The 23,132-nt window shown below is 68.7% G+C and carries 23 protein-coding genes and 2 tRNA genes; 15 read left to right on the top strand and 10 right to left on the bottom strand.

The annotated features are described in order from the left end of the window. Window positions 1-305 precede the first annotated feature (305 nt). Window positions 306-2,258 carry a potassium transporter Kup gene (locus PKE85_RS03130; protein WP_271203328.1) on the bottom strand — a complete coding sequence of 651 codons (1,953 nt, stop codon included), beginning with the start codon at window positions 2,256-2,258 and terminating at the stop codon, window positions 306-308. Between the two features lie 86 nt (window positions 2,259-2,344). Beyond that, window positions 2,345-3,136, bottom strand: a complete 792-nt coding sequence (locus PKE85_RS03125) for a YdcF family protein (RefSeq protein ID WP_271203327.1) — start codon at window positions 3,134-3,136, stop codon at window positions 2,345-2,347. Window positions 3,137-3,263: 127 nt separating this feature from the next. Between PKE85_RS03125 and PKE85_RS03120 the strand changes: the two genes are divergently transcribed. After that, a complete protein-coding gene (locus tag PKE85_RS03120) occupies window positions 3,264-4,406 on the top strand; it encodes an acyltransferase family protein (RefSeq protein WP_271203326.1) in 1,143 nt (380 codons plus the stop codon). Between the two features lie 152 nt (window positions 4,407-4,558). On the opposite strand, the gene PKE85_RS03115 is transcribed toward PKE85_RS03120, so the two are convergent. From PKE85_RS03115 to PKE85_RS03095, 5 genes are all read right to left on the bottom strand, one after another. Beyond that, window positions 4,559-5,371 (bottom strand): glycoside hydrolase family 25 protein, encoded by an 813-nt coding sequence (locus PKE85_RS03115; RefSeq protein WP_271203325.1) that lies wholly within the window; start codon window positions 5,369-5,371, stop codon window positions 4,559-4,561. A 71-nt stretch (window positions 5,372-5,442) separates the two neighbouring features. Beyond that, window positions 5,443-5,586, bottom strand: a complete 144-nt coding sequence (locus PKE85_RS03110) for a hypothetical protein (protein WP_271203324.1) — start codon at window positions 5,584-5,586, stop codon at window positions 5,443-5,445. A 108-nt stretch (window positions 5,587-5,694) separates the two neighbouring features. Next, on the bottom strand, window positions 5,695-7,113 hold the full coding sequence (gene mgtE, locus PKE85_RS03105; protein ID WP_271203323.1) for a magnesium transporter: 1,419 nt from the start codon (window positions 7,111-7,113) through the stop codon (window positions 5,695-5,697). A 181-nt stretch (window positions 7,114-7,294) separates the two neighbouring features. Further along, window positions 7,295-7,379: transfer RNA gene (locus tag PKE85_RS03100), tRNA-Leu, on the bottom strand. A gap of 80 nt (window positions 7,380-7,459) precedes the next feature. Then, entirely contained in the window at window positions 7,460-7,726 is a 267-nt protein-coding gene (locus PKE85_RS03095; protein ID WP_271203322.1) for a FliM/FliN family flagellar motor switch protein, read from the bottom strand. Window positions 7,727-7,823: 97 nt separating this feature from the next. On the opposite strand from PKE85_RS03095, the gene lipB reads away from it, so the two are divergent. Then, entirely contained in the window at window positions 7,824-8,555 is a 732-nt protein-coding gene (gene lipB, locus PKE85_RS03090) for a lipoyl(octanoyl) transferase LipB (protein WP_271203320.1), read from the top strand. 15 nt (window positions 8,556-8,570) lie between these two features. Here the strand turns inward: lipB and PKE85_RS03085 are convergent, their stop codons facing one another. Both PKE85_RS03085 and PKE85_RS03080 read right to left on the bottom strand, forming a co-directional pair. Continuing rightward, complete coding sequence (locus tag PKE85_RS03085; RefSeq protein WP_271203319.1) at window positions 8,571-8,861, bottom strand: acylphosphatase; 291 nt, start codon at window positions 8,859-8,861, stop codon at window positions 8,571-8,573. After that, window positions 8,858-9,319 (bottom strand): gamma-glutamylcyclotransferase family protein, encoded by a 462-nt coding sequence (locus PKE85_RS03080; protein ID WP_271203318.1) that lies wholly within the window; start codon window positions 9,317-9,319, stop codon window positions 8,858-8,860. Before PKE85_RS03080 ends, PKE85_RS03085 begins: the two co-directional genes overlap by 4 nt. A gap of 331 nt (window positions 9,320-9,650) precedes the next feature. Here PKE85_RS03080 and PKE85_RS03075 point away from each other — a divergent pair, with 331 nt between their 5' ends. The 4 genes from PKE85_RS03075 (at window position 9,651) to PKE85_RS03060 (ending at window position 13,041) form a co-directional block, all read left to right on the top strand. Beyond that, complete coding sequence (locus PKE85_RS03075; RefSeq protein ID WP_271203317.1) at window positions 9,651-10,916, top strand: L,D-transpeptidase family protein; 1,266 nt, start codon at window positions 9,651-9,653, stop codon at window positions 10,914-10,916. Window positions 10,917-10,937: 21 nt separating this feature from the next. Next, window positions 10,938-11,132, top strand: a complete 195-nt coding sequence (locus PKE85_RS03070) for a DUF6898 family protein (protein ID WP_271203316.1) — start codon at window positions 10,938-10,940, stop codon at window positions 11,130-11,132. 101 nt (window positions 11,133-11,233) lie between these two features. Next, complete coding sequence (locus PKE85_RS03065) at window positions 11,234-12,733, top strand: Do family serine endopeptidase (protein WP_271203315.1); 1,500 nt, start codon at window positions 11,234-11,236, stop codon at window positions 12,731-12,733. Window positions 12,734-12,965: 232 nt separating this feature from the next. After that, window positions 12,966-13,041, top strand: a tRNA-Ile gene (locus tag PKE85_RS03060). A gap of 525 nt (window positions 13,042-13,566) precedes the next feature. Here the strand turns inward: PKE85_RS03060 and PKE85_RS03055 are convergent. Next, window positions 13,567-14,580, bottom strand: a complete 1,014-nt coding sequence (locus tag PKE85_RS03055; protein WP_271203314.1) for a carbon-nitrogen hydrolase family protein — start codon at window positions 14,578-14,580, stop codon at window positions 13,567-13,569. Window positions 14,581-14,782: 202 nt separating this feature from the next. Here PKE85_RS03055 and PKE85_RS03050 point away from each other — a divergent pair, with 202 nt between their 5' ends. From PKE85_RS03050 to PKE85_RS03010, 9 genes are all read left to right on the top strand, one after another. After that, the gene (locus PKE85_RS03050) at window positions 14,783-15,715 is read left to right on the top strand and encodes a LysR family transcriptional regulator (protein WP_271203313.1); all 933 of its coding nucleotides are present in this window, start codon (window positions 14,783-14,785) and stop codon (window positions 15,713-15,715) included. 472 nt (window positions 15,716-16,187) lie between these two features. After that, window positions 16,188-17,048, top strand: a complete 861-nt coding sequence (locus PKE85_RS03045; protein ID WP_271203312.1) for a branched-chain amino acid ABC transporter permease — start codon at window positions 16,188-16,190, stop codon at window positions 17,046-17,048. A 22-nt stretch (window positions 17,049-17,070) separates the two neighbouring features. Continuing rightward, complete coding sequence (locus PKE85_RS03040) at window positions 17,071-18,048, top strand: branched-chain amino acid ABC transporter permease (protein ID WP_271203311.1); 978 nt, start codon at window positions 17,071-17,073, stop codon at window positions 18,046-18,048. After that, window positions 18,045-19,046, top strand: coding sequence for a branched-chain amino acid ABC transporter permease (locus tag PKE85_RS03035; protein ID WP_271203310.1), 1,002 nt, complete (start codon window positions 18,045-18,047; stop codon window positions 19,044-19,046). Before PKE85_RS03040 ends, PKE85_RS03035 begins: the two co-directional genes overlap by 4 nt. A gap of 5 nt (window positions 19,047-19,051) precedes the next feature. Then, window positions 19,052-19,813, top strand: coding sequence for an ABC transporter ATP-binding protein (locus tag PKE85_RS03030; protein WP_271203309.1), 762 nt, complete (start codon window positions 19,052-19,054; stop codon window positions 19,811-19,813). Continuing rightward, window positions 19,800-20,501 carry an ABC transporter ATP-binding protein gene (locus PKE85_RS03025; protein WP_271203308.1) on the top strand — a complete coding sequence of 234 codons (702 nt, stop codon included), beginning with the start codon at window positions 19,800-19,802 and terminating at the stop codon, window positions 20,499-20,501. Before PKE85_RS03030 ends, PKE85_RS03025 begins: the two co-directional genes overlap by 14 nt. A 30-nt stretch (window positions 20,502-20,531) precedes the next feature. Beyond that, a complete protein-coding gene (locus tag PKE85_RS03020) occupies window positions 20,532-21,803 on the top strand; it encodes an ABC transporter substrate-binding protein (RefSeq protein ID WP_271203307.1) in 1,272 nt (423 codons plus the stop codon). A 69-nt stretch (window positions 21,804-21,872) separates the two neighbouring features. Further along, window positions 21,873-22,436 (top strand): hypothetical protein, encoded by a 564-nt coding sequence (locus PKE85_RS03015; protein ID WP_271203306.1) that lies wholly within the window; start codon window positions 21,873-21,875, stop codon window positions 22,434-22,436. Between the two features lie 236 nt (window positions 22,437-22,672). Beyond that, entirely contained in the window at window positions 22,673-23,110 is a 438-nt protein-coding gene (locus PKE85_RS03010; protein ID WP_271203305.1) for a DUF1489 family protein, read from the top strand. Window positions 23,111-23,132 lie beyond the last annotated feature (22 nt).

The following is a 23,132-nucleotide window of genomic DNA, read 5'->3' as shown; positions in this document are numbered from 1 at the left end:
CGGCGTCAGGCGGCCCCGCGGGAGCGATCCCGCGGGGCCGCTCTGCGTTCAGAGGGGCGAAACGAACGGGCGCGCGCCAGCCCTCATACGGCTCGACGACGCCGCGACGGGAACGGCTCGGGAGAGATCAGCGCCCTTCCCTCCTTCTCCTGCCCTCGTCCTCCTGCCCTCGTCCCCGCGGCCTTCGGGCCGGGAGAAGGGACGACGCGCGCGGACCTGAAAGAAGCGCCGCCTCCCCGCCACGCGCCGTCGTGCGCGGCGCAGGACGGCGCGTGGCGGCTCAAGGCCGCCTCAGGCGCAGCGCCTCACACCACCATCTGGTTGCCGAGCTCCACCACGCGGCCCGCGGGGATGCGGAAGTACTCGGTGGCGTCGTAGGACTGGCGCACCAGCGCGATGAAGACGTGGTCCTGCCACAGCGGCATGCCGACGCTGGCGGAGGCGCGGAACGAGCGCCGGCCCACGAAGAACGAGGTCTTCATCATGTCGAACGGCAGGCCGTGGGCCTTGGCCTGCGCCAGCGCGCGCGGGAGGTTCGGATCCTCCATGAAGCCGTAGCGCACGATGAGGGTCGAGAACTCGTCCGAGACCTTGTGGAACTCCACCCGGTCCTGCTCGTCCACCAGCGGCTGGCGTTCGGTGCGCACGCTCAGGATGACGTTGCGCTCGTGCAGCACCTTGTTGTGCTTCAGGTTGTGCAGCAGCGCCGGCGGCGCGATCTCCGGCGAGGAGGTGAGGTACATCGCCGTGCCCTTCACCCGGGTCGCCGAGCTGGTGCTCATGGACTTGGCGAATTCGAGGATCGGGATGCTCTCGCGCTGGATGCGGCCCTCCACGAAGCGCACGCCGCGGATCCAGGTCCACATCAGCACCACGATGGCGGCGCCCAGGATCAGCGGGATGTAGCCGCCGTCCGGCAGCTTCAGCATGTTGGCGCTGAGGAAGGCCACGTCGACGATGAAGAACGGCGTCATGCAGGCGACGGCCAGCGCCCAGCCGAAGCCCCAGGTGCGGGCGATCACCACCACCGCGAGCATGGTGGTGACGATCATGGTGCCGGTGACCGCGATGCCGTAGGCGGCGGCGAGCGCGCTCGAGCTCTGGAAGATCACGACCAGCGCCAGCACGCCGGCCAGCATCAGCCAGTTGACCTTGGGCATGTAGATCTGCCCGGCCTCGGTCTGGGAGGTGTGCTGCACCTCCAGATGCGGCAGCAGGCCGAGCTGCATCGCCTGACGGGTGAGCGAATAGGCGCCGGAGATCACCGCCTGGCTCGCCACCACGGTCGCCAGACAGGCGAGGAGGGCCAGCGGCAGCCGGAACCACTCCGGCGCGGTGAGGAAGAACAGGTCCTTGATCGCCTCGGGATGGGAGATCGCCAGACCGCCCTGCCCCAGATAGTTGATGACCAGCGCCGGCAGCACCAGCCCGAGCCAGGCGGTGCGGATGGGGCCGCGGCCGAAATGGCCCATGTCGGCGTAGAGCGCTTCCGCCCCGGTGACCGCGAGGAAAGTGCCGCCGAGAACCACGAAGGCGAGGAAGCCGTGCTCCAGCAGGAACAGCACGGCTTCGACCGGGTTCAGCGCGTGAAGCACCATGGGCGCGTCGAAGATGTGGATGAAGCCGAGCACCGCCAGCACCAGGAACCACACCACCGTGATCGGCCCGAACAGCGCGGCCACCTTCCCCGTGCCCGAGGACTGGGCGACGTAGAGCGCCACGATGATGGCGAGGGTGATCGGCAGCACGTAGGGCTGGAACACGGGCGTCGCGACCTTGAGGCCCTCCACCGCCGACAGCACCGAGATCGCGGGCGTCAGGATGGCGTCGCCGTAGAACAGCGCCGCGCCGACGATGCCGAGCCCGAGCAGAACCGTGCTGTTGCGGCCGAGCGCGTTCTGCGCCAGCGCCATCAGCGACAGCGTGCCGCCCTCGCCGTGGTTGTCGGCGCGCAGCAGGATGAAGACGTATTTGAACGTCACCACCACGATCAGCGCCCAGATCAGCAGCGAGACGATGCCCACCACCTCGTGCGGGCTCGGCGTGTGGCCGAGATGGAGCAGCGTCTCGCGCATGGCGTAGAGCGGGCTGGTCCCGATGTCGCCATAAACGACGCCGACGCTGCCGACGGTCAGCGTCCAGAAGCGGCGGCGGCCGCCGTGGTCGTGGGCGGCTTCGGCGGCGGTTGCGCCGTGGGTGCCGGAGGCGCCTGCGGAGGAGGACGCAGGCGCGCCGTCGGCGCGGGAGCTGTCGGTCATGGGAAGCCTTGGGGCCGCGTTGCTCTCAAAGACGGCGGGGAGCGGAACGATACTCCGGGCGCCGTTCAGGCGCTATCTGTCCCCCGTCATGGCCGGGGCAACGGGGCGCTCACATATCCCAGCAGCCAATAGGTCACAAGGCCGACCCATTCGCGGACCGCGATGTCGACGCGGCGCAGGCCGGCGCTGACCGAGCCGAACGGCCGGAAGGCGTCCTCGTAACCGCGCGTGCGGTAGTCCACCGGCCAGGCCTCCACCGGGAAATCAGCGGCCCGGAAGCAGCCGATGGCGCGGGGCATGTGATAGGCGGACGTCACCAGCAGCCAGCGCTCGCCGGCCTTCGGCTCCGCGGCCTCCCTGGACAGCCGCGCGTTCTCCACCGTGTTGCGCGAGGCGCCCTCGAGGACGATGCGCTCGCGCGCCACGCCGAAGCTTTCGAACACCCGCAGCGCCAGATCGGCTTCGGTGGCGCCGTCGAACAGCAGCGTTCCGGAGCCGCCGCTGAACAGGATGCGCGCCTCCGGCCAGCGCCGCGCCAGCTCCGCCACGGCGGTCAGCCGCTCGGCGGCCTCGGTCAGCGCGACGTCGCGTCGCGCCCCCGCCACCACCGTGTCGAACGAACCGCCCAGCACCACGATCCCCGCCGGCTCCGGTCCGCTCTCCGAGGCCCGGGGAAACCGCTCCTCCAGCGGCAGCAGCAGCAGGGAGCCGAGCGGCGACAGCCCGCCGAGCGCGAGGCCGAGGATCGCCACCGCCATCACCGGCGCGCCGGCCCGAAAGCCCAGCGCCGCCAGCAGCGCTCCGCCGAGCCCCAGCAGCGACAAAGCGTTTGACGGCAGGGTGACGAAGCCGAGAATCTTGGACAGGGCGAAAAACATTAAGCGTCTCTGCAAAAGGCTTCACGCGATCGTCAGAACCCGTGGACGCCATGCGGTTTGTTTACGGCGGTTATGACAGATTGCCGGGCGAACGGAGCCGGAAAAGCTCGCCCAGGGACATGAACGCATGCGGACGCTGGCCTCTCAGCTCTCAGACCGCGAGAACAACCTGTCCGCCGTCCGCATCGTGGCGGCGGCGCTGGTCATGCTGTCGCATTCCTGGCTCGCCACGGTGCCCGGCATCCAGACGCGCGACTTCTTCCACATCTTCGGCTTCTCGCTCGGCCATCACGGCGTCCACGTCTTCTTCATCCTGTCGGGCCTGCTGCTGACCTGGAGCATGCTGCGCAAGCCGGACCCGCTGCGCTCCATGGTGGCGCGCGTGGTGCGCTACTTTCCGGCGATCATCGTCTCCTGCCTGATCATGACGCTCGTGGTGGGCGCGCTGGTCACGCGCCTGCCGGCGTCCGGCTATTACGGCTCGGGGCAGACGTGGGGCTTCCTGGCCTCGGTCATCGGCCTCGCCAACGTGAACGCCACCCTTCCGGGCGTGTACGAGAACAACGTCTATCCGGGCATTCTCTACGTGCCGCTCTGGACGCTGCACTACGAGCTCGCCTTCAGCCTGACGCTGTCCATTCTGGTGGCGACCGGCGCCATCCTGCGCAAGGGGCTGGTGCTGGCCGGCCTCGCCGTGACGCTCGCGATCTACACCGCGTGGTTCTGGGACGGCGAATCCCACGCCAATCTCGGCTCCGTGCATCATCTGGTCCGGCTCGGCACGGCGTTCGGCGTCGGCGTCGCCATGGCGGTGTTCGCGGACCGCATCCCGGTGTCGTGGAAGGGCTTCGCCATCCTGGCGCCGCTGTGCGCCGTCTTCGCCTATTCGCACTTCGCCGCGCTGGCGGGCATCATTCTGCTGTCCTACCTCATCCTGTGCGTGGGCTTCACCCGCAACGCCGTCGTGGGCTTTCTCGCCACCCTCGGCACCTGGTCCTACGGGCTTTACGTGTCGAGCTTCGTGATCGAGCAGACGGTGACCCACCTCGCGCCGCACTGGCCGAACTGGGCGATCTCCATCAGCTCCTTCGCCGTCGCCGTGACCGTCGGCGCCATCTCGTGGCGCTACGTGGAGAAGCCCTGCCTGCGCTACATCAACCCGATCACCGACCGGGTGCACGGCCTCGCCGCCCGTCTGGTCGGGGCCGAGCCGCCGGCGCCCCGCGGCCGCCGCGCCAAGGCGCCCGCGGCGCCCCGCGCGGCGGAGTGAGGGTTCGGGAGACTGTCTGGAAAGCGCCGAAGCGCGCGCTTTAAACCCCGTCATGCCTGCGCGATGCGCGGGCATCCACGATTTCTGCCGAGCAAAGGCTTCGACGCCCAAGTCGCGGATGCCCGATGACCAAGCTCGGGCATGACGATCTTTCAGCGGCCGGTGGCCGCGAACCGCCGGAAGCTCGCCGCGTCGCCCATGTAGACGTTGCGGTCCACATTGCCGGTGACGCCGCCGATGCGGCCGGTGGCGGTGTGCTGCCAGAACGAGAACCGGCGCGAGGCGTGGTACTTCAGGCTCGGATGGCCCGCGACGCTGCGCAGCCAGAAGTGATAGCCCGGAAACGCGCCCACCAGAATGTCGCGGTGGAAGTCCACGCTGGTGTAGATCGCCGGGCGCTTGCCGAAGTGCTTCTCAACCATGGACAGGAACACGCTCATCTCCCGCAGCACCTCCTCGCGCGGCGGGCGGCGCTTGCAGGACGGCGACAGGTGGTTCCACTCCATGTCGAGCACCGGCGGCAGCGCGCCCGGGTCGTTCGGCACGTTCTCGATGAACCAGCGCGCCTGCTCGGCGCCGGTGCGGCAGAAGTAATAGAAGTGGTAGGCGCCGCGGGCGACGCCGGCCGCGCGGGCGTTGGCCCAGTTCTCGGCGAAGCGGTCGTCCACCCGGTCGCCGCCCTCGGTCGCCTTGATGAAGGCGAAGGACACGCCCGAGGCGCGCACGCCGCTCCAGTCGATCGTTCCCTGATACTTCGCGACGTCGATGCCGTGGATCGGGTGATCCTCCGGCTCGGTGACGCGGCCGGTGAGCGCCGAGCCGATGCCCGTGGAGGGGTCGACCTCGGTGATCAGCGCCGTCCGCTCCACGTCGCCGCCGATGGACGAGCAGCCCGCGAGCAGCCCCGCGCCGGCCGCGATCGCAGCCGCGGCGCCCGCTCCGCGCAGAGCGCTCCGCCAAGTCATGCCCATGAGGGTCCCCCCTTACCGCCGCGCGGTCAGCTTACGCGCCGCGGCGCTCGCCGCCAAGACGCCCGTCACGGACCGACGCTGTCCCGGATCATCGCCACCACGGCCTCCGCGCCGCGGTCGGCGGGCGCGCCGCCGTCCAGCAGCAGGACGGCGAGAAGGCCCGAGAACACGAGGGCTCCCACAAGGCGCGTGGCCGCTGGCTCCTTCATGTCCGATCCCTCCGTGACGCAACCGATCAGGCGTCGAGAGAAGCGGAGAAACGTGGCGAAAGCGTTAAGCTTCCGCTCACCATGCCGGGAGCGTGGCTCCCCGCCCCGTCAGTGCAGGTTGAACCACCATGCGGCGAGGCCGAGGAAGGCGAAGAAGCCCACGGTGTCCGTCACCGTGGTCAGGAACACGCCCGAGGCGACGGCGGGGTCGGCCTTCAGCTTGTCCAGCGTCAGCGGGATCAGGATGCCGAACAGGCCGGCGCAGACGAGGTTGACCACCATCGCCGTGCCGATGATGACGCCGAGCTCCGGGTTCTCGAACCACGTCCCCGCGGTCAGGCCCACCAGCAGCGCCAGCGTCACGCCGTTGGCGAGGCCGACCAGCGCCTCGCGGCGCACCAGCCGGCGGGCGTTGTGGCCGCCGAGGTCGCGGGTGGCGAGCGCGCGCACCGCCACCGTCATGGTCTGGGTGCCGGCGTTGCCGCCCATGGAGGCCACGATCGGCATCAGCACCGCGAGCGCCACCATGTGCTCGATGGTGCCCTCGAACAGGCCGATGACGCTCGCGGAGAAGAACGCGGTGCAGAGGTTCACCAGCAGCCAGGGGATGCGGCTGCGGGCGGTGTAGAGCACCGTGTCCGAAATCTCCTCGTCGCCGGTGACGCCGCCGAGGGCGCGCAGGTCCTCGTCCGCCTCCTCCTCGATGACGTCGAGGATGTCGTCCACCATCAGCACGCCCACCAGCCGGTCGGCGTCGTCGACCACGGCGGCGGAGACGAGGTTGTAGCGCTCGAACAGCCGGGCCGCCTGCTCCTGGTCGTCGGTGGCGCGCACCGTGCGCGGCAGCTCCTCCAGAATGTCGCGCATCAGCGTGCTGCGGCGGGTGCGCAGCAGCCGGTCGAGCTTCACCGATCCCAGCAGCTTGAACGCCGGATCGATGACGAACACCTCGTAGAAGGTCTCCGGCAGGCCGGGCGTGTCGGCGATGTGGTCGATCACATGGCCCACCGTCCAGAACGGCGGCGTGGCCACGAAGGCCGTCTGCATGCGGCGACCGGCCGACTCTTCCGGAAAGTCGAGGCTGCGCGTCAGCGCCACCCGGTCCGGCGCCGGCAACTGGTCGAGAATCCGGGCGCGCTCGGCCTCGTCCAGATCCTCAAGGATGTAGACCGCGTCGTCGGAGTCGAGCTCACGCACGCCCTCGACGATCGTCGCCGACGGCAGTTCCTCCAGCAGCCGGACGCGGACGGTTTCGTCCACCTCCGTGAGCGCGGCGAAGTCGAACTCCTTGCCGAGCAGCTCGATCAGCTTCGGCCGGTCGTCCGGCTCGAGATTCTCGATCAGATCGCCGACGTCGGATTCGTGCAGGTCGCCGGCGAGCTCGCACACCCGCCCGCCGTCGTTGGCGGCGATGGCCTCCGCCACCGCCTCCACGAAGGCGTGAAACAGCCGGCCGTCCTCGTCCCGGATCGGGGCGGCGAGGTCGGCGCCCTGCGTCGCGTGGCGCGTCTCGGCGTCTGCGCTCATGGGGTCTCGGCGTTCTGGAGGAAGCGTCGGGCGGGGTGTAGGTCGCTCGCCGCGCTGCGGCAACCAGTTGCAGCGCGGCGCAATGATTTTCTGGAGGAGGTTAAAAACGACGAAGCCCCGGAAGCAGGCTTCCGGGGCTTCGTCGTTTTCGCACGAGGTCCATGCGAGAAGATCAGTTCAATGGTGCGGTCGAGAAGACTCGAACTTCCACGGGTTGCCCCACAGCGACCTCAACGCTGCGCGTCTACCAGTTCCGCCACGACCGCGACGGCGGTGCTGATACCAAATCGATGTGGGGTTCACAAGGGATTCGTCTTCTCTTTCGCCGGACGGTGGAAAACCCGGTTCAGGCGGCGACCGCCAGCGGGTCTGACGCAGCCGCTTTCTCCTGCGAAATCATGGATGTGATCTCCACGCCGATGCGGTCGCCGTTCACGAACACCACGCCATGGGCGATCGGATGGTCGTTGGCGAGAATCGTCACGCCGTCCCGTTCGCCGGCGGCGAGTTCGATCACCGCGCCGCGGCCCATGCGCAGCAGCTGGTGGATCGGCATCACCGCCGCGCCCAGCACGATGGACAGCTCAATCTTGACCTCGTCGATACGCGGCACGAAACGTCGTCTCCCGGCTGTCGCGGCGAAAGCCGCCCGTGACCGCCACTCGAACACGCTATGGTTAAGGGCCGGTTGACCGGCGGAAGGCGCGCTGATGAATGACCGTCCCCGCGCGGCGCTCGCCGCCCGCCTGCCCGCTCCCGCAGGCTCGGCTCCCGTGGACTGGCTCGTCTCCGACGTGGCGGTCCCCTACCCTGAAGCGGTCGCCGCCATGGAGGCCCGCGCCGCGGCCATCGCCGACGGCGCCGCGCCCGAACTGGTCTGGCTGCTGGAGCATCCGCCGCTCTACACCGCAGGCACCAGCGCCCGCGCGGAAGACCTCGTGGCGCCGGACCGTCTGCCGGTGTTCGCCACGGGGCGGGGCGGGCAATACACCTACCACGGCCCCGGCCAGCGCATCGCCTATGTGATGCTGGACCTGAAACGCCGCGGCCCGGACCTCCGGGCCTATGTGGCGGCGCTTGAAGAGTGGCTGATCGCGACGCTCGACCGGTTCAACGTCGCCGGCGAGCGGCGGGAGGACCGGGTCGGCGTCTGGGTGCGCCGGCCCGAGCGCGGCCTCGGCGCCGAGGACAAGATCGCCGCCATCGGCGTTCGGGTGAAGCGCTGGGTGACGCTGCACGGGATCAGCCTCAACGTGGAGCCGGACCTGTCGCACTACGGCGGCATCGTGCCCTGCGGCGTGCGCGGCCACGGCGTCACCAGCCTCGCCGATCTCGGCCGCGTGGTCGCCATGACGGACGTGGACATGGCCCTGCGCGACAGGTTCGAGGAGGTGTTCGGACCGACGGCGGGGGTGGAGTCGGAGCCGCCGCGTCCGATCTGAACCCTCGGCGTCCGCTCACGCCGTTTCGCCGATGACCACGCCCGCGCCCTCCGGAACGTCGGACGGGTCGATCTCCTTCACCGTCACGTTCTCCACCCTGGCGAGCGTCGGACCGGCGCGGCAGGCGGCCGCGAAGGCCTCGATGCGCTCCTTCGGTCCCGCAAGCAGGGCCTGCACCGAACCGTCCTTGCGGTTGCGCACAAGGCCCCGCAGCCCCTGCGACGTGGCGTTGGCCTGCGCCCAGGCGCGGTAGCCCACGCCCTGCACCCTGCCGGTGACGATGATCTCCACCGCGACGTCCGTCATCGAAACCCTCCCTGAGCCGCCGGGCCGCCCCGGGCGCCGGCCGCGAATCGCCGGAGCTCCGCCAGATAGGGCGCCGGCAGCCCCCATGCGACGGCCGCCGGGATCACCATCTCGCTCATGTAGCCCGCCACCGCGATCCCTGGCGCCACATGGCGGGAGACATAGACGATGGCGGCCTGCCCGCCCTCCGGGCCCGACACCCGCAGCCGCTCCCGGCGGTAGAGCCCCATGGCGACCCGCTCGAAGGCGTCGAGCGCGCGCAGGTCCGCCTCCGTCAGCCGCCACAGCACGCCATGTGTGACGGCGGCCGGCTCCCGCAGCACCGTGGCGTAACCGTCGCGGGAGATGGCGAAGCGCCAGCCTTTCAGGCGCGCAGGGCCTACCGGCTCCGCGGTCGGGCAACGGCGCGCCATGGAGCTGCGGCACATGTTGGCGCCATAGGCGAAGTAATGCGGCACGGCCGTTCGCTCCCGTCTCGCGCTGAGGCGCCCGCGCATCAACATGCGCGTGATCGCTTCGCGCAAGCCCAAACCGACATCGTTCCGCCTCAAACCGGTGGCTTCTCGAATCCATGGGCGAAAGCCTTGGGAACGGAGGGGACCGTCGCGTTTCGGCGGTAACGGGGTGGTGATGCTCCCGACGTCGTCCGTTTCCGCTTCGTTCAACGCCGCGAGGGTCGGGCTCAAGGTTCCTTAACCATGGCTGTGGCGCTCTCGCATGTGAGCTTCGCCCGTCTCCCCCTCTGAGACGCAGCGAAGGACGGTCTTGACGGCACTGGAGCGGACGGTCGTGACGGAACGGTCTTGGAATCTCGGCGTGTCGCGGCGCGGGGCGCTGCGGCTTGGCTTCGGCGCCGCGGCGGGCGCGCTGGCGACCAGCGCCTCCGCGCAGGAGATGATGCTGTCCTTCGACAGCCAGGCCGAATGGAAAGACCGCTTCGACGCCTCGTCCTCCGGCGTGACGCGCACCTCCGGCTCCCGCACCCCGACGCTCTCGGCCGAGACCGCCCAGCGCACCGAACTCGCGATCCAGGACTACAGCGCCATCGTCCAGCGCGGCGGCTGGAACCGGGTGCCGGCCGGCGAGCGGCTGAAGCTCGGCTCCCGCGGCGAGCGGGTGATCGCGCTGCGCCAGCGCCTCGCCGCCACCAACGACCTCGACCCGAACCTGCCCATGTCGCCGGTGTTCGACTCCTATGTGGAGGGCGCGGTGAAGCGCTTCCAGGCCCGGCACGGCCTGATCCCGGTCGGCGTGGTGGGCGACGACACCATGCAGTCGCTCAACATTCCCGCCGAGACCCGGCTGCGGCAGCTCGAGACCAACCTCGTGCGCATCCGCACCATGGCGAACGTGGCCGCCACCGGCCGCTACGTGCTGGTGAACATTCCCGCGGCCGAGATCGAGGCCGTGGACAACGGCCAGGTCCAGGCCCGCTACACCGCCGTCGTCGGCAAGGTGGACCGCGCCTCGCCGGTGCTCGACGCCAAGATCCAGCAGGTGAACTTCAACCCGTTCTGGACCGTGCCCGCCTCCATCATCCGGAAGGACCTCATTCCGATGATGCAGAAGGACCCGCAGTACCTGACGAAGAAGAACATCCGCATCATCACCCAGCAGGGCCAGGAGATCCCGCCCGAGGCCGTGAACTGGAACACCATGGAGGCGACGCAGTACATGTATCGCCAGGATCCCGGCGAGGACAACTCCATGGGCTCCGTGCGCATCAACATGCCGAACAAGGACGGCGTGTACATGCACGATACGCCGTCCAAGAACCTGTTCGGCGAGAACGCCCGCTTCCATTCCTCCGGCTGCGTCCGCGTCCAGAACGTGCGCGAGCTGGTGGGCTGGCTCGCCCAGAACCAGCCGGGCTGGGACCGCCGCGCCATCGACGCCGCGATCAAGTCCGGGCAGCGGGTGGACATCAACCTGCAGCCCTACGTGCAGGTCTACTGGCGCTACATCTCCGGCTGGGGCGGCGCGGACGGCGCGGTGCAGTTCCGCGAGGACATCTACGGCCTCGACGGCACCGGCGAGCTGGCGATGGCGCGCTGACGCCCGGAACGGCCCTCCCCCATGGCCGCGAAGGACGGCGAGCCCACAGGCGACGTGCTCTATGAGGTCGTGACCGTGGGCAACGCCATGCGCTGCGCCGCGATCCACGCCGACACCGGCGTGGAGGTGGTGGTGGTCGGCCCCGCCGGCGGCTCGGAGGTCGCGCTCAAGACGCTGGCCTTCCGCAAGCTGAAGGCGCGGCTGGCGCGGGAGTGAGCCGGCGCGCCCGGTCCTCTTTTCGCCTCACCTCTGTCGTGTAAAGTCGCGGCCCGCGCCGAGGCGCGCAGCCTGGCGATCGGCCCCTTGAAGGAGCGTCCATGAGCAAGTCCCCGTCCCGCCCGTCCGCCGTCGCGAGCCGGGCGCGCGGCGCCGCGGCCGTGGCGCTCGCGGCCGCTGTCGCCTTCTCGCCGCTCGCCCTCCCCGCCCCGGCGCTGGCCCGGCCGGCGCCCGAGAGCTTCGCGGATCTGGCGGAGGGCCTTCTCGACGCGGTGGTGAACATCTCCACCTCCCAGAACGCGCCTGCGGCGGAGAAATCGGTGCCGAAGCCGAAGCTGCCCGAAGGGTCGCCGTTCGAGGAGTTCTTCGACGAGTTCTTCAACAAGGGCCCCGGCGCCCAGCAGCCCCGCGCCCGCAAGCAGAGCTCGCTCGGCTCCGGCTTCGTGGTCGATCCCGCCGGCATCGTGGTGACCAACAACCACGTCATCGACGGCGCGGACGAGATCACGGTCAACTTCAACGACGGCTCCAAGCTGGTGGCCGAACTGGTCGGCAAGGACGCGAAGACCGACCTCGCGGTGCTGCGCGTGAAGCCGCCCAAGCCGCTGAAGGCGGTGAAGTTCGGCGATTCCGACAAGCTCCGGGTGGGCGACTGGGTGCTCGCCATCGGCAACCCGTTCGGCCTCGGCGGCTCGGTCTCCGCCGGCATCGTCTCGGCGCGCAAGCGCAACATCAACTCCGGGCCTTACGACAACTTCATCCAGACCGACGCCGCCATCAACCGCGGCAATTCCGGCGGCCCGCTGTTCAACACCGACGGCGACGTGGTGGGCATCAACACCGCCATCATCTCGCCCTCGGGCGGCTCCATCGGCATCGGCTTCTCGGTGCCGGCCTCCACGGCCGGCCCGGTGGTGGAGCAGCTGCTGAAGTACGGCGAGACCCGGCGCGGCTGGATCGGCGTCCGCATCCAGGAGGTCACCGACGACATCGCCGACAGCCTGGGCGTGAAGGGCGCCAACAAGGGCGCGCTGATCGCCGGCGTCAACGACGACGGTCCGGCCGAGAAGGGCGGCGTTCAGGTGGGCGACGTGATCGTGGGCTTCGACGGCAAGCCGGTGAAGGACGTGCGCGAGCTGCCGCGCATCGTGGCCGACACGCCCATCGACCGGGAGGTCGAGGTCAAGGTGGTGCGCAAGGGCAAGGAGGAGACCTTGAAGCTCACCGTCGGCCGGCTGGAAGAGGCCGAAGCGCCGAAGACCGCCGCCGCCAAGGGCGACGACACGGCCGAGACCCCCAAGACCACCGAGGCGCTCGGCCTGACGCTCGCGCCCGTCACCGACGATCTGAAGGCCCAGTTCGGCCTGAAGCCGGACGCCAAGGGCGTGGTGATCACCGAGGTGAAGGAAGGCTCCAAGGCGGAGGAGAAGGGCATCCAGGCCGGCGACCTGCTGGTGGAGGTGGCGCAGGAGGCGATCTCCTCTCCCGCGGACGTGGCCCGCCGCATCGAGGCGCTGAAGAAGGACAACAAGAAGTCCGCGCTGCTGCTGCTCGCCAACAAGGCCGGCGACGTGCGCTTCGTGGCGGTCTCCATCGACTGAACGCCCGCCCGTGTCGGCGCGGCCCACATCGGGCCGCCCGCGACGGCGAGCGCCGGCCCTGAGGCCGGGGAGACCTGGAAACCGCGCGCGCCGTCGCTCTCGAACGCTCCCGGGTTCGCGCGTGAACGAGGGCGGCTCCTTCGCTCCTCCCCGGTCGCGTCGCGCGCAAATGGCGCGGCCGCGCACTCCCCGGTGGCGAAGCTCCGCGGAACGGCCTATGACGTTCCGCGCCGGGCCTGTAGCTCAACGGTTAGAGCCGACCGCTCATAACGGTTTGGTTGGGGGTTCGAATCCCTCCGGGCCCACCATTACAACTCAAGCGCTTGACTGCTTTTCTTCTTGGCTCGTCGCCTATGCGGGCAACGAAAAGGGCGACAAATCCCCCCCCTGCAGGGAGGCCGTGATGGCGAAGGCGCGCGAGCTTAAACGCCTCCGCCGCTCACTCCTCGCCGCGCTGATTTCCTTTTCAGCGGCGCCAAGATGTCTCTTCACAGAAGCGGACGTGGCCTCTTCGGCGACGGGTCAACGACGGCGCAGCCGGCCCGCATGACGATCGCCGGCTCATGGACCTTAAAAAGGGGCCGCCGCGAGCGATCGCGGCGGCCAGCGCTTCCGGTTGGCGATATTGCACTTCGATCGGGACGCGGCTTTGCGCCAAGGCGCGATGATGTCCTTGGGGAGAAGGGCAAGCTCCCGAACATGCGGCGGCTGTGTGCAGTTTCATTCTTCGGCTGACGCCGCTCCGACGGCTCCCGGAGGCCGCCGTAAGAGCGCCCAGGTTGATGCGCGACCAGACGCCGTTTGGGTGAGGCCCAGACCGGAAACCGGAAGCGTCAGGCGTCCAGGGGCGGCGCGTCGACGACCGGCTCGGGGCCGGTGAAGGTGATCGGTCGGTTCGCTGCGCGATTGAGCGTCAGGCCGAACACGTCAAAACGGTTGTAGTACCCGACAAGGTCGTGAACGCGCTTCGGCTCCACCGCCAGGCTGGTGTCGATCTCAGCCGTCACCAGCCCCTCCGCCGTCGAGAGCACCTCGCTTACGACGTTGCCGGACGGATCAAGGATCAGCGACACCGACGGCGACGCCTCTTCAAGGGCCGCGAGAGCGTGCTTGCCCAGCGGTTCGAACGCCTTGCGCGTGGTTTCGTCGTAGAAACCGGACGAGACGATGTTGAACACCTTCGCCTCGAACGAATGCGCGCCGGCGCGGATTCGGATGGCCTGCTCGAGATCGTAGTTCGCGTTCGAGCCGAGCGGCTTGGTGGGGAACAGCGGCGGATAGGTGGAGATGTGCACCTGCTCGCCCTGGGCCATGAGGGAGAAGCGCGCGAGCGGATTGGTGTTTTCGCCGCAGATCAGCATCCCGATCCGGCCGAGCTCCGTCTCCGACACCCGCAGCCCGCCGCCGTCGCCATGCGCCCAGACCAGCTTCTCATAGAAGGTCGGCATCAGCTTGCGATGGTGGTTCAGGATCGAACCGTCCGGGCCGATCAGCACGTTCGCGTTCCACAGGCAGCCGACGCTCGTGGCGGTGCCTTCGGTGAAGCCGAGCGAGACGTAGAGGCCGTGGTCGCGGGTGGCGGCCCGGACCCTCGCCATCTCCGGGCCGTCGATCCGGATGGCCTGAGCGGCGAGCTGGCAGAAGAAGTCGTTGCTGTCGGTTGGCGCGACGACGCCCGACCAGAGCGGGAAGCCCGGAATGAAGCTCTCGGGAAAGGCCAGAAGAGCCACGCCGTCGCGCGCGGCCTCGGCGATCACGGAGCACGCCTTGTCGACGGTCTTCGCCGTGTCGTGGAAGACGGGCGCAAGGTGCGCGGCGGCCGCCTTGAACTTCGGATAGGATGTCATGTGCGCGCGAAACTCCCTGTTCTCCGCCAAGCTGCGCGCCGATGCTGACGGCGCTCCTGCGCGCAGGGAACGCGGAATTGCTGCAAAGGCGTGTGCGGCGATCCCCGGCGCGTCCCGCGCCCTCCCGCGACAGCCCGCCCCGCCGCGGCTATGATCGTTCCGGCGCCGCAGATTCCCGTGTCCGGACGGACGGAACCACAGCGTGTTCAACTGGAACGACCTCGTCTATTTTCTGGAGCTTGCCCGGCGCGGACGCCTCATGCCCGCCGCGCGCCGGCTGAAGGTGGACCACACCACGGTCAGCCGGCGGATTTTCGAGCTGGAGAAGAGCCTTTCGGTGAAGCTCTTCGACCGGAAGCCCGACGGCTTCCTGCTGACCGAAAAGGGCCACCAGCTGCTCGCCATCGCCGAGCGGATCGAGCAGGACACGCTCGCGATCCAGGAGTCGGTCAGCGCCGCCCCGAGCGCGCCGACGGGCCGGGTGCGGGTCGCGACGATGGAGGGGATCGGCGCCTTCTATCTCGCGGGGCGCTTCGCCCAGCTCGCCGTCGACGAACCCGGCCTCATGGTGGAGCTCGTCACCGAACGCCACCTCATCAACCTGACCAAGCGGGAGGCGGACGTGTCGGTCTCGTTCGTCCCGCTCGCCGGCCAGCGGCTTTCGGTGCGAAAGATCGGCGCGTTCCGGCTCGCGCTCTACGCCGCCCAAAGCTATCTCGATCGCCACGGAACGCCGGGCGGGCGGGCCGAGCTCGCCGATCACGCCTTCGTCGACTACGTCGAGGATCTCGTGTTCATCAGTCCGGTGCACTGGCTGAACGACGTGCTGGAGCCCACGAACGTGGTGTTCCGCTCCACCTCGCTTCACGGACAGCAGTGCGCGGTCGCCGCCGGAGCGGGCATCGCGCTGCTGCCGCTGTTCTCGGCGAAGACGAGGTCCGATCTCATTCCCCTGCTCCACGACGACGTCATCGTGATGCGCGACATCTACCTGAGCACCCATGAGGACCTGGAGTACACAGGTCGCGTTCGGGCCGTCACCAGGAAGATAACAAACATGTTCCGGGACGATCACCGCTATCTGACGGAATTTGACGCGCCGATCGGCAGCGGATCCAGCGGCGCCGGGATCTGATGCAGGCGCGCGATAAGCAATTCAGAGCCGACGTCCCTCGATATTCAGATGTTTATTCGAGATTTTCTCCAGTTTGAACGAGAGTTTTCCGATTTTCCTTCTCTGACGAGGAAGGAACCGGCGACGGCGCGGTCGAGGCTCGCAGAGGCGCATCGCAAGCCGATGCGTTCGCCTCGCGGTCGACGACTTCGCCGGGCCTGCAGACGTCGCAACGATCGCTCAGGGCCTGAATGAGGCCCATAGCCGGAACGTCCGATCGTCCCGAAAGCCGCCGCACGGCATGTGCGGCGGCTTTCGTCGTTCAGACCGGTCGTTCGCATGCGCAAAAATGCACAGCGGATTGACGTTTTGGCCTGTTGTGCCCGCCGATCTTTTCCGGTCCTCTGGTCAAACATGAGGCAGCAAATTTTATGCCCATAATTTAGGCTGAAACTGGTTAAAGTTAAGGCCAGACCCGAAAGGTGAAGTCGTCGTGTACGATCTGATCGGCGTTCTGCTGTTGAACGGCCTGGCATGGGGCTTGATCATCGCCCTGATCGCTCTCGGCCTTTCGATCATCTTCGGACTTCTCGACTTCATCAACATCGCTCATGGCGATCTGTTCATGATCGGCGCGGTCCTGGCGTGGACCACGGTCGACGTCACCGGCAACTTCTGGATCGCCTTCGTGCTGGTGCCGCTGATCGGCTTCGCGGCCGGCTGCCTGATCGAGCGCGGCGTCATGCGTCCGGTCGAGAACTCGCCGGCGCTGTCCATCGTCGCCTCCTTCGGCCTGTCCCTCATCCTGCAGGAGGGCGTCCGCGCCACCTTCGGCACCACGCCCAAGCGCCTGATGGACCCGCTCGGCGTGACGGTGGAGCTGTTCGGCTTCCAGTACGAGGCCTACCGGCTGCTGGCGGCGCTGATCGCGGCGCTCGCGATCGCCGGCTTCTTCCTGTTCCTGCGGCGCACCAAACTCGGCACCTGGATGCGCGCCGTGCGGCAGGATCGCGAGATGGCGATCGCCATGGGCGTGCCGGCCGACCGCATCTTCATGTTCACCTTCGGCATCGGCGCGGCGATGGCGATGCTCGGCGGCGTGGTGGCGGCGCCGATCACCTCGGTGGAGTTCCGGCTCGGCCTCGACGTGCTGCCGCTCTGCTTCATCGCCGTGATCATCGGCGGCCTCGGCAACCTGCCGGGCACGGCGGCCGCGGCCGTGCTGCTCGCCGTGATGGAGGGTCTGGTCTCCGCCTTCGCCGAGCCGACCACCGCCCGCATCGTCTCGCTCGTCGTGATGAGCGTGGTGCTGCTGGTGCGTCCGAACGGCCTGTTCGCTCCGGCCCGGCGCTGAGGACGGGGCGGGAGGATCGGCCATGACGGGCGGCTCCTTCTCCTCGACGCGCTGGGCGGTCGGCGGGCTGCTCGGCCTCTTCGCCGCGGTGATCGGCTACGGCGTCTGGCTCGAGGACTTCCAGCGCTCCTTCCTGGCCGAAATCCTGGTCTGGGGCGTGTTCGCGCTCTCGGTTTCGCTGGTGTTCGGCGTCGGCGGCATGCTGTCCTTCGCCCAGGCGCTCTACTTCGGCGCGGGCTGCTGGGGCTACAACGTCGCCGTCTTCGCCTACGGCCTCTCGGGCTGGGCGCCGGTCGTGGCCGGCGTCGGCGCAGCGCTCGCCTTCGCGATCCCCACCGGCTTCATCGCCACGCGGGTGCGCCAGCACCACACCCTGATCGTCACCATCATCCTGTCGGTGCTGGTGTCGACCATCCTCGCATCCGGCCACTGGCGCTGGATCGCCGGTCCCTACGTGACGCGCTCGCTGCCTGAGGCGCCCACGCTGCCGCTCGGCGCGCTCACCATCGACTACGCCGACGAGATGTCCGCGTTCCTCGCGACCGCGACCCTGGTGCTCGGCGCATGCCTGCTCGCCATGCTGCTGATCCGCTCGCCCTTCGGCCTCGCGCTCAAGGCCGTGCGCGAGAACGAGACCAAGGCCGCCATGCTCGGCTACGACGTGCGGCTGCTGCGCTGGCTGATGTTCGTGGCGGCCGCCGGCTTCGCAGGCTTCGCGGGCGTCCTCTATCTGATGCTGTCCCGCTACAGCAATCTCGAGTTCTTCGACTGGACCTACTCCGGCCGCGCCGTCGTCATGGCCGCGCTCGGCGGACTGGGCACGCTTATCGGCCCCTTCGTGGGCACGGCGGTCTATCTCACCGCGGCCGAGCACCTCTCCCGCTACTACGAGCACTTCATGATCCTCGTGGGGATCCTGCTGCTCGTCCTCGTCCGCTTCATGCCCGACGGGCTGTGGGGCGGCGCCATCCGCATCCTAAGCATCAGGTTCTCCCGATGAGTTCGGACGTCCTCTCACCCGGACGCCTGGCGATCTTCGCCGCCGTCCTTCTTTTGGTCGCCGCCGTGCCATGGTGGCTGCCGGCGCTGGTCGAGGACTACTGGGTCGACATCGCCGCCGAAATCCTGATCTGGAGCCTGTTCGCCGCAAGCGTGAACCTGCTCTACGGCTACGCGGGCCTGTTGTCCTTCGGTCAGGCGCTGTATTTCGGCGTCGGCGCCTATGGGGTCGCCTTCGGGCTGCAGCATTTCGGGCTCGGGTTCTGGGGCTCCATGGGGCTCGGCGTCACGGCCGCCACCGCCATGGCCGCGGTCGCCGGGATCTTCGCGGTCCGCCTCACCTGGCACTACTTCAGCATCATCACCATCGTCTTCGGGCTCATCCTATACCTCCTGACCGTCGGAGCGAAGGACCTGACCGGCGGCGACGACGGCCTGTCGCTGAGCCTGCCGCCGTTCTTCTCGCTCGGCGGCGTCGAGCTCGACCTGTTCGACCAGGCCACGCAGTATCTGTTCGTCCTGTTCTTCGTGGGCCTGTGCTACGGCGCGATGTGGGTCGTGCTGCGCAGCCCCTTCGGCTACGGCCTCAAGGCCGTGCGCGAGAACGCCCCGCGCGCCGGGCTCATCGGCCTCGACGCCTTCTGGCTGCGCTACGCCGCCTTCGTCATGGCCGGCTTCCTGGCGGGCATGGGCGGGGCACTGTTCGCCCTGTTCTCCCGCTACGCCTCCGCCCAGTACATGTACTGGACGGTCTCCGGCGAAGGCGTGATCTGGACCATCGTCGGCGGCGCCGGAACGCTGTTTGGCCCGCTGATCGGGACCGCCGCGCTGATCGTGCTGCGCGAGGAGATCTCCTCGATCTGGGAGCACTACCTGATGGTGCTCGGCGTGATCGTCATCCTGATGGTGACCTTCGCGCCCCGCGGCTTCGCCGGCCTCATCGAGGACGCCGTCCGCCGCCTCAAGCCCACCCCTTCCGCACCTCCGCGCAGCGAGTGAGGCCGATGACCAACGTCATGGAAATTCGCGGCCTGACCAAGAGCTTCGGCGGCCTCACCGCGGTCAACGGGGTCGACCTGACCCTTCCGGGCAAGGAGCTTCACGCCATCATCGGGCCGAACGGCGCCGGCAAGACCACATTCTTCAACCTGATCTCCGGCTTCCTGCGGGCGGACAAGGGAACCGTCCGCTTTCTCGGCGAGGACGTCACGGGCCTGCCGACGCACAAGATCAGCCGGCTCGGCGTCGCCCGCACGCTGCAGGTGAAGAGCGTGTTCAACGGCCTCTCGGTCCACGACAACGTCTGGATCGCCGCCCAGAGCCGGTCGCGCTTCCTGAACCCGTTCCGCCCGGCCCACAGCTACGCCGCGACGGCCAGGAAGGTGGACGAGGTGATGGAGCGCGCGGGCGTTGCCCGCCACCGCGACGACCTCGCCGGCAACCTCTCCTATGGCGACCAGGCGCTGCTCGAGATCGCCATCGCGCTGGCGACCGAGCCCAGGCTGCTGCTGCTCGACGAGCCGGTCGCGGGCATGAGCCCGGAGGAGACCGACCGCACGGTGGCGACCGTGCGCGAGCTCGCCAAGACCGTCGACGTGGTGCTGATCGAACACGACATGGAGGTCGTCTTCGACATCGCCGACACGATCACCGTGATGAACCAGGGAACCGTGCTCCGACAGGGCACGCCGGCCGAGATCGCGGCCGATCCCCGCGTGCAGGACGTCTATCTGGGCGTGCCGGAGGACGACGATGCTGAAGGTTGAAGACCTCCACGCCTACTACGGCAAGAGCCACGTCCTGCGGGGGGTGAACCTGCACGTGAAGCCCGGCGAGGCCGTCGGCCTGCTCGGCCGCAACGGCGTCGGCAAGACCACCACCATGAAGGCGATCATGCGCCTGATGCCCTCGGCGTCGGGCCACGTCACCTTCGACGGCGCGCCGCTCGACGGCGTGGACCCGTTCAGGGTGGCGCCTCTCGGGCTCGGCATCGTCCCGCAGGGCCGCCGGCTGTTCCCGAAGCTGACGGTCTACGAAAACCTCTGCCTCGGCCTCGCCAAGGACCCGCCGGCGGAGGGGCTGTCCGACATCTTCGCCCGCTTCCCGCGGCTGAAGGAGCGCCTGACCCAGCTCGCGGGGACGCTCTCCGGCGGCGAGCAGCAGCAGCTCGCGATCGCCCGCTGTCTGGTGATGAATCCCAAGATGATCCTGTTCGACGAACCGACCGAAGGCATCATGCCCAAGCTCGTCGCCCAGATCCGCCGCCAGATCAGGGAGATCAACAAGACCGGCATCTCCGTCCTTCTCGTGGAGCAGAACATCAAGACCGCCATCGAAATCTGCGACCGCATCTACATCATGGAGAAGGGCGAGATCTGCTTCGAGGGGCCGGCGGAGGCCCTGAAGAACGACCAGAACATCGTGCATCGCTATCTCGGCGTGGCCCTGCGCTGAGAGCGGAATCGGAACCGAAGGACCACACCCATGACCACGTCGCGTCGCAGTTTTCTGCAGCTCGCGCTCGCCGGCGGCGCGTCGCTGCCGACCCTCAATCTGATGAGCGGGATCGCGACCGCGGCCTCGTCGTCCGATCCCATCGTCATCGGCCATCAGGCGGACCTCACCGGCGGCATCTCCTCCTGGGGATACTGGCTCGACAAGTCGGCCAGGGCCGCGGTGGACCACATCAACGCCAACGGCGGCGTCGCCGGGCGTGAGATCAAGTACGTCGCCGAGGATTCCGAGAGCAACCCTCCGAGCGGCGCCCGGAAGTTCCGCTCGCTGGTCCAGCGCTCCAAGGCTGACTTCGTCATCGGCGCGGTGCATTCGGGCGTCAACCTCGCCACCTGCCCGATCGCGAAGGAGCTCAAGACGCTCTATATCCCGAACGGCATGGCGGAGGAGATGACCGGCTCCTCCGGCAACCGCTATGTGTTCCGCACGGGCTCCGACACCTACTCCCAGGCCGCAGCGGGCGCCAAGTGGGCCGCGGAGCAGCTCGGCAAGACCTGGACCTTCATCTTCGCCGACTACGGCTGGGGATGGAGCCACTTCAACGAGCACAAGAAGGTCCTGGAGAGCATCGGCGCGACGGTGAACCCGCCGATCGCCGTGCCGCTCGACGCCAAGGACATGCTGCCGTACCTCGCGAAGGTGCCGGAGAACACCGAGGTGCTCTACTCGCTGTTCTTCGGCTCGCAGTCGGTGGCGTTCTACACGCAGGCCAACTCCATGGGCGTGAACAAGCGCACGAAGCTCTATTCGGTGATCTGCGGCCACGAGGCGATCTCCCCGGCCGACCTCGGCGGCGCGTCCGAAGGCGCGCACCTGCTCGAATACCTCCCGCGCCAGCTCAAGCATCAGGACACGGAGTACAACCGGAAGATCCGGGAGCTGATGAAGGTGGACCCGGTGAACGGCCAGGAAGAAGGCTCCAACCGCATCATCGCCGGCAGCCATTACTGGGCGACGTGGGAGGCCGTGTTCTTCATCAAGGAGGCGGTCGAGAAGAGCGGCTGGCGAACCAAGAAGGACACGCCCGAGGTCATCAAGGCGCTCGAGGGCATGAGCGTCGAGGAATCGCTCGCGCATCCGCAGGGCGCCAAGACGATCCGCGCCGAGGATCACAAGGCGATCATCGACTTCAAGATGAGCAAGGTTCAGGACGGCAAGATCGAGATGCTGCACGCCATTCCGGCTAAGGACATCGTGCAGTTCTTCCCGCCAAGGGTCGACTTCACCAAGGAGAACGTCTGACCCTGCGCCGTCGCCGATGCCCCCGTCGGCGGCGGCGCTCCCCCTTTCCGTGCTTCCGGAGGACCGGTCATGCGGCATCTTGCGGCCGGAGCCGCCGTCGCCCTCGCGACGCTCGCGCTGCCGTTTCTGATCTACGGCGCTCTCGCCTTCAAGACGTTCGGCCTGTTCGCGCCCTCCGGCTACGCGCCCACGGAGGCGCTGGCCGGCGCCTATGACAGCGGCGGGCTCGCCGCGCTGTGGCGGGCGCCGGTGCTGAGCCTGAACGCCACGAGCGGCGAACTCATCGCCGCGATGTACGAGGTGACGGTGGGCTCGCTGGCGCTGGCGATCGCTCTCGGCGCCGCCTTCGCCGTCCACAGAAGCCGCCGGGCGATCTGCTCCCGCCCCGCAGCGGCGGGCGCGGGCGGCGGCGTGCTGGCCGCCGTGGTCGGCGCCCACACCGCCCTGCTCGGCTGCTGCGGCGGCGCAGGCGCCGGAGGCATCCTCTCGCTGGCCGGCGCCGGCGCCGCGGCGAGCGGCGCGGCGTCCTTCGGTCAGCCTGTCCAGATCCTCTGCATCGCGGCTCTCCTGCTGCATGGCGCGCCGAAGCCGAGCTTTTGGTCCGCCCGCCGGGGGCCGGGTCTCGCAGTCTGAGAACGGGTCCGTCGTTTTCCAATTCCCGTCGGAGACCGTGAACCACATCACAAAGCAGGCTCAGAAGACCCCAACCTTAATATTGTTTCGTCGTTTCAAACACTTGGATTGATCGCGTCGACGGCGCCTTTCCCGGATGGCGCGCGCTCTGCGCTGTGGACCGCGCCGCGGCGACCGGGCGCCGGGGCGGCGTTCACGGTAAGGTTGTCCGACCCTCCCCTGCCGGAGCCCCGCCCATGGCCCTCCATCTCCAGAAACTCTGCGTCGGCTGCGACTCGCTCGACGAGCTGCGCGGCTGGCAGGAGGAGCGCCTGGAGGGCAAGCGCCGGCGGGGCGAGGCGCCGGAGCACGTCCACGTCACCCGCGTGGCGCCGAAGCGGACGGCGGAGCTGCTGGACGGCGGCTCGCTCTACTGGGTGATCAAGGGCGCGATCCAGGCCCGGCAGCCGTTGCTCGATCTCCGGGTCCAGCGCGGCGACGACGGGATCGAACGCTGCGCCATCATTCTCGCCCCGGAGCTGATCCCAGTGCGGCCGCAGCCGCGGCGGCCGTTCCAGGGCTGGCGCTATCTTCCCGGCGCCGACGCGCCGCCCGACCTCGCGGACGACGCGCAGGCCGCGCCGGGCCTGCCTCAGGCTCTGGCGCAGGAGCTTCGGGCGCTCGGTCTGCTATAAGGGCGCCGCCGCCCGCAGACCG

Source organism: Methylopila jiangsuensis, assembly GCF_027922305.1.
GTDB lineage: Bacteria > Pseudomonadota > Alphaproteobacteria > Rhizobiales > Methylopilaceae > Methylopila > Methylopila jiangsuensis.
Note: the sequence above shows the minus strand (reverse complement) of the source record. Positions and strands in the feature narration are given on the sequence as shown.